Below are 11703 nucleotides of genomic sequence, written 5' to 3' on the forward strand. Positions count from 1 at the left end.
CTCTCAAGCGCTCTTTCTGACCACGAGCCGATGCGGCAGCAGCACGCCCGGCACGTGCTCGCGCGGATTGGCGAGCCGTTGCAGCAGAAGGCGCGCGGCTGTCTCGCCGAGCTCGCGCATCGGCTGCGCGATCGTCGTCAACGGCGGATCGATCTGCGCGGCAAGCGAAATGTCGTCGAAGCCCGCCACGGCAACGTCGTCGGGCACGCGCTTGCCGACACTGCGCAAGCCCGCGATTACGCCGATCGCCAGCGTATCCGACACGGCGAAGATGGCCGTCGGCGCGTCGGTTTGCGTCATCAGCAGCGCCGCCGCCGAGGCGCCCGCCTCGTAGTCGAGGCTGTTCACGTTCTGGCGCCAGCGTTCGTCGACCGCGATGCCCGCGTCGCGCAACGCGTCCAGATAACCTTGCTGGCGCTGTTGCGCGTACAGGTAGTGATCGTCGGAATTGATCAGCGCGATACGCCGGTGGCCGCGCGCCAGCAGATGGCGCACCGCGTCGCCCGCCGCGCGGTAGTTGTCGATGCCGACGTACGGCACGCCCACGGATGAATCGAACTCGCAGCACGCCACCCACGGCAGTGCGTTCGATTCCTCGGCAAGCGCCTGTTGCACGGTGGCCGGGTCGAGGCAGATCGCGCCGTCCGCGCGGCGGCGGCGCAGCAGGTCGAAATAGCTGCGCTCGCGGCCCGCATCGGCGCCCGTGTCGCACAACAGCATGAAATAGCCGTGCTGGCGCGCCACGGAATCGATCCCGCGAATCACTTCCGCATAGAACGGGTTGCCGACGTCGGGCACCATCGTCAGCAACAGGCGGCTTTCCGCGGTGCGCAGATTGCGCGCCAGTTCGTTCACCCGGTAGCCGCTCGTCGAAACAGCGGCGAGCACCTTGTCGCGCGTCGCCGGACGCACGTTCGAATGCCCGTTCAGCACGCGCGACACCGTCGCCACCGACACCCCCGCCTGCTCGGCGACGCCCGCAATCGACAGCCCTTCCGATGCGGCACGTGCGGAGCCCCGAATCCCGGGCTCGGCCGCGCCGGACGGCTGCGCTTGCGGGTCACGTTGCGACGGTTTGTCCACCGGTTCTCGCTCCGAGAATGTAATCGATTACATTTTTGAGCGACACCGGCGCGAATCGCAAGTGTCATTTCGTAGGGACTTTCACGGAGGCGCGGCGCGCACGGAAATCCGTCCGCGCGGGATGGACCTGCCCGCGACAGGGCGGCATCGGCGCGTGGTTTGGTACAATTTCGCAGCAGTTAACGAGTGACACCCTCCGGGTTACCCCCGGTGATAACAGCCCAGGCAACATCCAATGGGAGCAGTGGTCCCCCAATACACCCGCTGCCCGCGTCTCAACCACACCGCCGAATTGATCATGAACATCGAACAAGCGCGTTTCAACATGATTGAACAGCAAATCCGTCCTTGGGAAGTGCTCGACCAGGACGTGCTGAATCTGCTGTCGATCGTCAAGCGTGAGAACTTCGTGCCCGCCGCGTATCGCGAGCTGGCGTTCGTCGATTTCGAAGTTCCGCTGCCCGCCGGCCAGCACATGCTCGCGCCGCGTATCGAGGCGCGCGTGCTGCAGGAACTGGCGGTGAAGAAACACGAGAGCGTGCTGGAGATCGGCGCGGGCTCGGGCTACATGGCCGCGCTGCTCGCGCATCGCGCGCAGCATGTGCTGACGGTCGACATCGAGCCGGAACTGGCCGCGCTGGCCAAGGCAAACCTCTCGGCGAACGGCGTGCTGAACGCCGAAGTCGCGACGGGCGACGGCGCGCGCGGCTGGGGCGCAGCCGCCCCGTACGACGTGATCTGCGTGTCGGGCGGCCTGCCCGTGCTGCCCCAGGAAATCCTCGAGCAGCTGAAGGTGGGCGGCCGTCTTGCCGCGTTCGTCGGCACCGCGCCTGTGATGAAGGCGCAGATCATCACGCGCGTCGACGAGAAGCAGTTCCGCATCGCCGACGTGTTCGAAACCTACGTCGAGCCGCTGCAGAACGCCGTGCACGCGCCGCGCTTCAAGTTCTGAGCACCACGCGAGACCGACGATGCAAAACCTGACCGCTTCCGCCCTCGCCGAATGGCTCGCTGATCAATCCCGCCCGGCGCCCGTGCTGCTCGATGTGCGCGAACCGTGGGAAATCGAAACGGCGAAGATCGCCGGCAGCGTGTCGATTCCGATGCGCGAGATTCCCGCGCGCAGCGAAGAACTCGACGACGACGTGCAGATCGTCTGCATCTGCCATCACGGCGCGCGCAGCGCGCAGGTCGCGATGTTCCTCGAATCGCGCGGCCACAAGGACGTGTTCAACCTGTACGGCGGCATCGACGCGTGGTCGCGTCAGGTCGATCCTTCCGTGCCGACTTATTGAGCGCCGTTCGCTGCACTTTGCTGCATTGACGCGCCGGTGATTCACCGGCGCGTTTTTGTTTGTGCATGCTGTTTGGCTCTGCGGCGGACCGCGTCAGATGTTTCCTTCGCAAATCCAGAAATCTCAGGCACGGATTAGGAGCATTACTACGCCATCCTGATTATCCATCGAACAACATAGCGCGTTTCCTTTCAAGGGCGCGACACTATGAAATCGATCAGGATCGCGGCGGCGTTGGCATTGCTATCGCCCCTCGTCTGTCACGCAACACTCGGCGCGGCGCCGTCGGCGGATACTCGCACGCCGCAATCCATGCTGCGCGCCGCCGCATCCGGCGCGACGTCTTCGCCGTCTTATACCGTTCACGAATCGCAAACGTCCGACGGTGTCACCGTCCGCGAATATGCTTCGGCGGCGAACGTCGTCTTCGCGGTCACGTGGCAAGGACCGACGCGTCCGGACATGCGGGCGCTGCTCGGCAGTTATTTCCTCAATTTCGTCAATGCGGGACAAAGCCACGCGCGCGGCACGGGTCCGCTGATCGGGCGCGAAGGCGACCTGCAGATCGAATCGGTCGGGCACCAGGGCGCCTTCGCGGGACGCGCCTATGTGCCGCGGCTCGTGCCTGCCAAGGTGAAGGTTGAGGACCTGCAATGAAGAAGTTCTTTTCGCATTGCACTTCCGGTAGCCCTCTTCTCGCCGTGCTGGTCGCGGCCAGCGTCGCGCTGACCGCTTGCGGCGGCGGAGGCGGCGACGACAACGGCTCCCACCAGCCCGTGACCAATAACGCTCCTGCCAAGCCAGCAGGAACGCCCGCCCCACCCGCCCCGCCCGCCAGCGCACCAGCCAATGCCAGCGCGCCTTCCGGCGCGAGCGCGGCTCAACCTGCGAGCGTGACTGAGCCAGCCAGTGCGCCTTCGGAGGCGAGCACGCCTGCCGCCGTCACGCCGGCCAGCGGGACGGGCACATCCGGCAACAACGACACGCCGCCGCCCGCCCCTGTCGCAGACAACATTGTGCCCATCAACATCTTTAGCGACTACACGGACTATCGGGTCGTGAACATGCCCTACGTCAGCGTGACGTTCTGCGCGCCGGGCAAGCAAGGCGCGTCCCAATGCGCGACCGTCGATCACATGCTGCTCGATACGGGCTCGGTCGGCGTGCGCGTCATCGCGTCTGCGTTCGACGCGTCGTTCGCCGGCAAGCTGCCGATGCAGACGGGCGCCAGCAACGACAGCACCGGCAAGGCGGCCATCGCGCAGTGCGCACTGTTCGCGTCGGGCTTTACATGGGGTTCAATGCGAGCCGCCGATGTCACGATTGGCAAGAAGACGGCAAGCGGCATTTCTATTCAGTTGATCGGCGACAGCACGTTTGCGACATGGACACCGCAAGACTGCTCATCGCGTGGCCGGGGCTTGAACACCGTCAAAGATCTCGGCGCGAACGGTATCGTCGGCATCGGGCATATGGCGCAAGACTATCCGGAAGCGGCCAGCAGAGCGCTTGCACCCAACTATTACTATTGCCCGACACCCTGGTCATGCACGCCAGCCAGTGTGCCGCTCGACAGGCAGACGGCCAACCCCGTCACCGCTTTCGCCACCGACAACAACGGCACGATCATCCGCCTGCCCGCACTGCCGTCGATGGGTCAGCTGAGCGTCACAGGCGAACTGGTATTCGGTATCGGCACGCGCGACAACAACGCGTTGCCCGCCAAGGCGACTTTCCTCGCTGTCACGGACCGCGGCATGTTCTCGACCAGCTACAAGGGACGCACGATGCCAAGCTACCTCGATAGCGGATCAAATGCCTTGTTCCTTCCAGATGGAACGATACCCGTCACGCCCGACGACGCCCACTGGTTCGCGCCCAGCACGACACAAAGCATGAGCGCCACATTGCTCTCGAACACAGGCAATGCGAATTCCACAATAGCCTTCTCGATTGCCAATTCGCTCAACCTGTTCGCTCTCGGTTATGCCGCGCACGACAATCTTGGCGGGTATTCTTCGCAACAACTCATGTGGGGTCTGCCGTTCTTCTACGGCCGGAACGTCTACACAGCGCTAAGCGGCATGAAAGCGGGCACCCAGACTGGACCCTACGTAGCATTCTGACCGGCCGCGTACTTCGCGACGCGTGCATACCAAAACGGCGGACAGGCACCTCAGCCTGTCCGCCGTTTTCACTTCTTCCGCGCCGCTCAATCCGTTTCTTTCACCTTCCCATCGCTCACGTCGGCAGGCGCTACAGCACCGGTAGCCGCACGTCCGTGCACAACAGCGCAGCGGCGATGCACCGGCGTCGCGCCCACCCATCCGAGGAATCGCGGCGCACGCTCCGTTGCAGCGCGGCGCGCACCCGAACGAGGCGCGCGCACCCGTGGTGCACCGCTTTCGCGCTCAAAGCGCATAACGCCACACGATGCCGCACCGGCATCGAGCCGCCTTGCAGCAAGCGAAGCGTGTATTGAAGCGGCTCCCGCGCAGTTGGCATATGCCTTGCAGTATCCGGCCCGCAAGCGCCTGCACACATAACGCAAACAATTGGACGCACGCCGTTCGTCCGCCACTCAACACCATCTATGGCAAGGGGAAGCACATGAAACGTCGCAGTCTGCTGAAGCTCGGCTCCATGTCGGGCGCGCTCGCGCTCGCGGGCAAGGTTCCTTTCGCGCACGCCCAGTCGGGCAGCGGCCCGATCAAGGTCGGCATCCTGCACTCCCTGTCGGGCACGATGGCGATCTCGGAGACGTCGTTGAAAGACACGGCGCTGATGACGATCGCCGAGATCAACGCAAGCGGCGGCGTGATGGGCCGCAAGCTGGAGCCGGTGGTCGTCGATCCCGCTTCGAACTGGCCGCTGTTCGCCGAGAAAGCCCGCCAGCTGCTGACGCAGGACAAGGTCGCCTGCGTGTTCGGCTGCTGGACGTCGGTGTCGCGCAAGTCGGTGCTGCCCGTGTTCGAGGAACTGAACGGCCTGCTCTTCTACCCGGTGCAGTATGAAGGCGAGGAGATGTCGCGCAACGTGTTCTATACGGGTGCCGCGCCCAACCAGCAGGCGATCCCCGCCACCGAATACCTGATGAGCGCGGAAGGCGGCGGCGCCAAGCGCTTCTTCCTGCTCGGCACCGACTATGTGTATCCGCGTACGACGAACAAGATCCTGCGGGCGTTCCTCAAATCCAAGGGCGTCCAGGAGACCGACATCCAGGAGGTCTACACGCCGTTCGGCCATAGCGACTATCAGACTATCGTCGCCAGCATCAAGACCTTCTCGCAGGGCGGCAAGACGTGCGTGATCTCGACCGTCAACGGCGATTCGAACGTGCCGTTCTACAAGGAACTCGGCAACCAGGGGCTGAAAGCGACCGACGTGCCCGTCGTCGCATTCTCGGTCGGTGAAGAGGAACTGCGCGGCATCGACACCAAGCCGCTGGTCGGCAACCTCGCGGCATGGAACTACTTCATGTCGGTGAAGGGCCCGAACAACACGAAGTTCAAGGAACAATGGGCCGAGTGGGTCAAGTCGCAGAACCTGCCGGGCGGCACGAAGCGCGTGACCAACGACCCGATGGAAGCGACCTATGTCGGCATCCACATGTGGAAACAGGCCGTCGAAAAAGCGAAGAGCACCGATGTCGACAAGGTGCGCGTCGCGATGGTCGGCCAGAAGTTCGCGGCGCCGTCGGGCTTCACGCTCGAAATGGACGGCAACCACCATCTGCACAAGCCGGTGATGATCGGCGAAGTGCGCGCGGACGGCCAGTTCAACGTCGTGTGGAAGACCAAGACCGCCATTCGCGCGCAGCCGTGGAGCCCGTATATCGCAGGCAACCAGGGCAAGCCGGATGTCGTCAGCTCGATTCCCGAGTTCCTGCGCCGCCGCTCACGCGTCGCATAACGTGGCATGAGCAACGTGCCGGCGTGTCGCACCAGTTGGACGCACCGGCTTGCGCAACGCGCCGCCGGCTCGCCTCGCGCGAGCCATCCGGCGCGCCCACGCAAGCGCGCGATGCCCTTGCCGCTTCTCGTGCGAGGGCATCGCGCGCCTGCCTGCAGGCTTCTCACTCAAGACCACTATGGCGTACTCACTTTCCACGCTCGCTTCGCTCAAGGCCCGCTGCGCTGACACGCTGCGCGGCATGCGCGCGCGCGTGCGCATTGCCGCCGCATCGTGTGCGCTGGGCGCGGCGCTCGCCGTGCTTGCACCCGCGAGCGCCCATGCACTGACGGCCGAAGAGGTCGCGCCGCTCGCCGGCGACGACTTCGATGCGAAGTCGGCCGCCATCGACAAGCTGATCGCGAACCACGACGCGCCGTCGCTCGCGCTGCTGAAGGCGCTATCCGAAGACAGCGCGCTCGCCACCGATAGCGGCGCCGTGCTGATCCAGGACGGCGACACCGCGCGCGACGCCGTCACGGGCAAGAGCGTCGCCGCAGGCGACGCGCAGCCAGTCACGCTGAACAATCTGCTGCGCTCGAAAGTCGCGGGCGCATTGTCGGGCCTGCAACTCGATTCGACCGACCCGGCGAAGCGCGCCGCCGCGATCGCCGCGTTGCTGCAAAGTCCCGATCCGTCGATGAAACCGCAAATCGACGCAGCGCGCGCCAGGGAAACCGACCCGGCGCTGAAGAAGCGCCTCGACACGCTCTGGGCGATGACGGCGCTGCACGACACCGATGCGGCGAAGCGTCTCGAAGCGGTGAAGCTGGTCGCCGCGCGGCACGATCTCGACATGTACGAACTGTTGCGCCCGCTCGTCGCGAAGAAGCCCGACGGCACCTTCGCCGAAAGCGACGCGCAGGTGCGCGAGGCGGCGCAGACGGGCATCGACGCGCTCGATTCGATCCAGCGCCGCAGCGAGATCGCGGGCACGCTGTTCGCGGGGCTGTCGCTCGGCAGCGTGCTGCTGCTCGCCGCGCTCGGCCTTGCGATCACGTACGGGCTGATCGGCGTGATCAACATGGCACACGGCGAGTTCCTGATGATCGGGGCATATGCAACCTATGTCGTGCAGAACCTCGTGCAGCGCTACATGCCCGGCGCGTTCGACTGGTATCCGCTGATCGCTGTGCCCGCATCGTTTGCGGTGGCGGCGCTGGTCGGCATCGTGCTCGAACGGCTCGTGCTGAAGCATCTTTATGGACGTCCGCTCGAAACGCTGCTGACCACTTTCGGCGTCAGCCTGATCCTGATCCAGGCGACGCGCATGCTGTTCGGCGCGCAAAACGTGCAAGTGGTGAACCCTTCGTGGATGAGCGGCGGCGTCACGGTGCTGCCGAACCTGATCCTGCCGTACAACCGGCTCGCGATTCTCGCGTTCTCGCTGATCGTCGTCGGGATTGCGTGGGCCGTGCTGACGAAGACGCGGCTCGGCCTGTTCGTGCGCGCCGTCACGCAGAACCGCCGCATGGCCGCGTGCGTCGGCGTGAAGACCGCGTATGTCGATTCGTATGCGTTCGCGTTCGGCGCGGGCATCGCCGGGCTGGGCGGCTGCGCGCTGTCGCAGATCGGCAATGTCGGTCCGGACCTCGGGCAGAGCTACATCATCGATTCGTTCATGGCCGTCGTGCTGGGCGGCGTCGGGCAGCTGGCGGGCACGGTGATCGGCGGCTTCGGGCTGGGGCTGGTCAGCAAGGCCATCGAGCCGTTCTGGGGCGCGGTGCTCGCGAAGATCGCGGTGCTGGTGCTGATCGTGCTGTTCATCCAGAAGCGTCCGCAGGGCATGTTCGCCCTGAAGGGCCGCAGCGCGGAGGCATGACATGACATCCGCGTCTTCTTCCGCCACCACTTCCGTCGAGGCACGCGGCGACGCTCAGGCGAGCGAACGCGAGTCCCTCGAAGGTTTCGCGCTCGGCCTGCCGCCGCGCCCTGCCCTGCTGTCGCGGCGCGCGTGGCAATGCCTGATCGCGCTGATCATCGCGATCGGACTGGGTGTGCCGTTCACGGCACTGGTGCTGCCGGAAACCAGCACATTCCATTTGTCCGCGTATGCGATGACGCTGACGGGCAAGCTGATGTGCTATGCGATCTCCGCGCTCGCGCTCGATCTCGTGTGGGGTTACTGCGGCATCCTGAGCCTCGGGCACGGCTTGTTTTTCGCGCTTGGCGGCTACGCGATCGGCATGTACCTGATGCGCGCGATCGGCCATGACGGCAAGTACGGCAGCGATCTGCCCGACTTCATGGTGTTTCTCGACTGGCATCAGTTGCCGTGGTACTGGGAGGGCACGCAGCATCTCGGCTACGCGCTGTTGCTGGTGGTGCTGGTGCCGGCTGTGATCGCGTGGGTATTCGGCTTCTTCACGTTCCGCTCGCGCGTGAAAGGCGTGTATCTGTCGATCATCACGCAGGCGATGACCTTCGCCGCGATGCTGCTGTTCTATCGCAACGAGACGGGCTTTGGCGGCAACAACGGCTTCACGGATTTCAAGCGGATTGCGGGCTATCCGATCACGCATGCAGGCACGCGGACGGCGCTTTTTCTATTGACGTTCGCGGTGCTCGTGCTCGCGTTCATCGGCGCGCGCGCGATCGTGACATCGAAGCTCGGGCGTGTCGTGACGGCCGTGCGCGACGGCGAGACGCGTCTGATGTTCCTCGGTTACAGCCCGCTGGCGTACAAGCTGTTCGTGTGGACGGTGTCGGCCGTGTTGTGCGGGATTGCGGGCGCGCTGTATGTGCCGCAGGTCGGCATCATCAATCCGGGCGAGATGTCGCCGGGCAACTCGATCGAGATGGCGATCTGGGTGGCGGTGGGCGGGCGCGGCACGCTGATCGGGCCGATTATCGGCGCGTTCGCGGTGAATGGCGCGAAGAGCTTTTTCACGGCTTATTTTGCCGAGTACTGGCTGTTCTTTCTGGGTTTGATCTTCGTGCTCGTGCCGTTGCTATTGCCGAACGGGATCATGGGGCTCGTCGAGCTCGTCACGCGCAGGAGGAACCGCTGATGAATGAGAACCCGATGGTTCCCGATCTTTCGCTTCCCGAGGAACACGATGGCCGCGCGCTTTCCGGCGTGGCGTCGATGGGACGTGTGGTCACGCCTGGCGAGATCGATGTGTCGCACGGTGCGATTCTCTATCTGGAAGACGTGACGGTTTCGTTCGATGGATTTCGCGCGTTGAATGCGTTGTCGCTGTCGATCGATGTGGGCGAGTTGCGATGCATTATCGGGCCGAATGGCGCCGGCAAGACGACGATGATGGACGTGATTACCGGGAAGACTTCGCCCGATTCGGGCAAGGTGTTTCTCGGGCAGACGATCGATCTCACGCGGATGAATGAGCCTTCTATTGCGCGTGCAGGGATTGGGCGCAAGTTTCAGAAACCGACTGTGTTCGAGCAGCATCCCGTGTGGGAGAACCTCGAACTGGCCATGAAGACCGATAAGGGTTGGTATGCGTCGTTACGCGCGCGGCTGGATAGGGCGGCCCAAGCGCGAATTGAAGAGACGTTGTCGTTGATTCGCCTGGAAGGCGAGGCGTTGCGGCCTGCTGGTGAGCTTTCTCATGGGCAGAAGCAGCGGCTCGAGATTGGGATGTTGTTGATGCAGCAGCCCGCGTTGTTGTTGCTCGATGAGCCTGCGGCTGGCATGACAGATGATGAGACTATGGAACTGGCTGCTCTTCTTAACCACTTGCGTGGGACCTGTTCCATGATGGTCGTTGAGCATGATATGGAGTTTGTGGCTGCGTTGGCCGGCGATGCCGGGAAGGTTACTGTTATGGCCGAGGGACGGGTGCTGGCTCAAGGGACGCTTGATGACGTTAAACGTGATGCGGCTGTGGTTGAGAGTTATCTTGGGCGTTGAATGAGTTTTCTTCGTTTGCAACGGGCTTTTGAGTGGGCTGCAGGTGGTTGCGTTGTGATGGCATCCGCGATTTGCTTTCGTGCTTCACGCGTCGCCCCTGTGCGGGGCGGCACCTACTTTTCTTTGCCGCCGCAAAGAAAAGTAGGCAAAAGAAAGCGGCTCACACCGCCAATTCTTGACGTTTACCCACGGGCCCCCAACGTCCCCACACTTCACACGCCAGCGCCCTTGCACGTGCGCGTTGCCAGCGCGCTGAATCCGCGCCTCACCCGCTTCAAATAGCCGTACTCGGGCAAGCGGCAGCGAATCATATGTGCCGCCCAGGTGGCAAACTGTGTGTAGGTTGTCGCGTCGTATAGGGTAGCGCTCTTACAGGGTGGGAGGCGTGCGATATCGGTCCGGAGTGAAGCGTGCGAAGCACTACGGCCTACACACAGTTTGCCACCTGGGCGGCGGTGGACTGTCTGGCGCGGTGGGCTGTGACGTGGGGGCTTGAAGCGGGTGAGGCGTGCATTCAGAGTGTTAGCAACGGACGTAGGTCACGTGGTTGTCGTGTGAAGTGTAAGAACCTTTGGGGGCCCTCAGGCAAGAACTAGCACTGGCGGTGTGAGCCGCTTTCTTTTGCCTACTTTTCTTTGCGGCGGCAAAGAAAAGTAGGTGCCGCCCCGCACAGGGGCGACGCGTGAAGCTAGATAACGCATCGCGGATGCCAGCGAAAGCAAAAGCAAAACGCGGATGTCAGCGCAAAGTCCAAACCACCTGCCGCTCGCCAACGAGCAAAAAAGGACACACAAAATGCTTGAAGTCGAAAACCTGAACCAGTACTACGGCGGCAGCCACATCCTGCGGAACGTGAAGCTAACAGTCCCAGACGGAAAACTAACGGTACTGCTAGGGCGAAACGGCGTAGGCAAGACCACGTTGCTAAGAACCTTAATGGGCGTAGTCCCCATCAAGACTGGCGAAATCAGATGGCGAGAAACGCCGATAACAAAACTGGCCCCGCACGCGCGCGTAGCGCAAGGACTAGCATATGTGCCACAAGGCAGAGACATCTTCCCAAGACTAACAGTAGAAGAAAACCTGCTAGTCGGCGCAGCCAGCAAAAAAGCACCGAAAAAAATCCCCGACCGGATCTACGAACTATTCCCGGTCCTGAAGGACATGAAAGCCCGCCGCGGCGGCGACCTGTCAGGCGGCCAGCAGCAACAGCTCGCAATAGGGCGAGCACTCATGAGCGAACCGCAACTGCTCATCCTCGATGAACCCACAGAAGGCATCCAACCGTCCATCATCCAGGACATAGGAAGAACCCTCCGACAACTCGTCGAAGAAATGGGCCTGACCGTGCTGCTCGTCGAGCAATACTACGACTTCGCCAAAGCCATCGCCGACCGCTACTGGGTCATGAGCCGCGGCGAAATCATCGCGGGCGGCGAAGGCGCCGACATGGACAACGACGGCGTACGCACGCTGATCACGGTATAACGGCAAGCCATC

Annotated in this window: 10 protein-coding genes; 9 read left to right on the forward strand and 1 reads right to left on the reverse strand. The window is 63.4% G+C overall.

The features are described 5' to 3' along the window. Window positions 1–3: 3 nt before the first annotated feature. Window positions 4–1083 carry a LacI family DNA-binding transcriptional regulator gene (locus C2L66_RS12010; protein WP_054928720.1) on the reverse strand — a complete coding sequence of 360 codons (1080 nt, stop codon included), beginning with the start codon at window positions 1081–1083 and terminating at the stop codon, window positions 4–6. A gap of 298 nt (window positions 1084–1381) precedes the next feature. Here C2L66_RS12010 and C2L66_RS12015 point away from each other — a divergent pair, with 298 nt between their 5' ends. The 9 genes from C2L66_RS12015 to urtE all read left to right on the forward strand — a co-directional run bounded on the left by C2L66_RS12015 (window position 1382) and on the right by urtE (window position 11691). Then, window positions 1382–2035, forward strand: coding sequence for a protein-L-isoaspartate O-methyltransferase family protein (locus tag C2L66_RS12015; RefSeq protein ID WP_060599940.1), 654 nt, complete (start codon window positions 1382–1384; stop codon window positions 2033–2035). 19 nt (window positions 2036–2054) lie between these two features. After that, window positions 2055–2378 (forward strand): rhodanese-like domain-containing protein, encoded by a 324-nt coding sequence (locus C2L66_RS12020; RefSeq protein WP_036003302.1) that lies wholly within the window; start codon window positions 2055–2057, stop codon window positions 2376–2378. Between the two features lie 207 nt (window positions 2379–2585). Beyond that, on the forward strand, window positions 2586–3035 hold the full coding sequence (locus tag C2L66_RS12025) for a DUF2844 domain-containing protein (protein WP_060599938.1): 450 nt from the start codon (window positions 2586–2588) through the stop codon (window positions 3033–3035). Beyond that, a complete protein-coding gene (locus C2L66_RS12030; RefSeq protein WP_082670317.1) occupies window positions 3032–4504 on the forward strand; it encodes a DUF3443 family protein in 1473 nt (490 codons plus the stop codon). Before C2L66_RS12025 ends, C2L66_RS12030 begins: the two co-directional genes overlap by 4 nt. Window positions 4505–4988: 484 nt before the next feature. After that, complete coding sequence (gene urtA / locus C2L66_RS12035; protein WP_054928724.1) at window positions 4989–6290, forward strand: urea ABC transporter substrate-binding protein; 1302 nt, start codon at window positions 4989–4991, stop codon at window positions 6288–6290. Window positions 6291–6468: 178 nt separating this feature from the next. Continuing rightward, window positions 6469–8151, forward strand: coding sequence for an urea ABC transporter permease subunit UrtB (gene urtB / locus C2L66_RS12040; RefSeq protein ID WP_082433718.1), 1683 nt, complete (start codon window positions 6469–6471; stop codon window positions 8149–8151). A gap of 1 nt (window position 8152) precedes the next feature. After that, entirely contained in the window at window positions 8153–9340 is a 1188-nt protein-coding gene (urtC, locus tag C2L66_RS12045; RefSeq protein ID WP_054928725.1) for an urea ABC transporter permease subunit UrtC, read from the forward strand. Then, window positions 9340–10203, forward strand: coding sequence for an urea ABC transporter ATP-binding protein UrtD (gene urtD, locus C2L66_RS12050; RefSeq protein WP_054928726.1), 864 nt, complete (start codon window positions 9340–9342; stop codon window positions 10201–10203). Before urtC ends, urtD begins: the two co-directional genes overlap by 1 nt. Window positions 10204–10998: 795 nt before the next feature. Further along, window positions 10999–11691: an urea ABC transporter ATP-binding subunit UrtE gene (gene urtE / locus C2L66_RS12055; RefSeq protein WP_036003283.1), complete on the forward strand. Its 693-nt coding sequence runs from the start codon at window positions 10999–11001 to the stop codon at window positions 11689–11691. Window positions 11692–11703: the final 12 nt, after the last annotated feature.

The sequence above is a fragment of the Paraburkholderia caribensis genome, from assembly GCF_002902945.1.
GTDB lineage: Bacteria > Pseudomonadota > Gammaproteobacteria > Burkholderiales > Burkholderiaceae > Paraburkholderia > Paraburkholderia caribensis.

Excerpts from the sequence above, each read along its gene's own strand:
- C2L66_RS12015 (WP_060599940.1), top strand. The coding sequence starts at position 1,382 with ATGAACATCGAACAAGCGCGTTTCAACATGATTGAACAGCAAATCCGT.
- C2L66_RS12020 (WP_036003302.1), top strand. The coding sequence starts at position 2,055 with ATGCAAAACCTGACCGCTTCCGCCCTCGCCGAATGGCTCGCTGATCAA.
- C2L66_RS12025 (WP_060599938.1), top strand. The coding sequence starts at position 2,586 with ATGAAATCGATCAGGATCGCGGCGGCGTTGGCATTGCTATCGCCCCTC.
- C2L66_RS12030 (WP_082670317.1), top strand. The coding sequence starts at position 3,032 with ATGAAGAAGTTCTTTTCGCATTGCACTTCCGGTAGCCCTCTTCTCGCC.
- urtA (WP_054928724.1), top strand. The coding sequence starts at position 4,989 with ATGAAACGTCGCAGTCTGCTGAAGCTCGGCTCCATGTCGGGCGCGCTC.
- urtB (WP_082433718.1), top strand. The coding sequence starts at position 6,469 with ATGGCGTACTCACTTTCCACGCTCGCTTCGCTCAAGGCCCGCTGCGCT.
- urtC (WP_054928725.1), top strand. The coding sequence starts at position 8,153 with ATGACATCCGCGTCTTCTTCCGCCACCACTTCCGTCGAGGCACGCGGC.
- urtD (WP_054928726.1), top strand. The coding sequence starts at position 9,340 with ATGAATGAGAACCCGATGGTTCCCGATCTTTCGCTTCCCGAGGAACAC.
- urtE (WP_036003283.1), top strand. The coding sequence starts at position 10,999 with ATGCTTGAAGTCGAAAACCTGAACCAGTACTACGGCGGCAGCCACATC.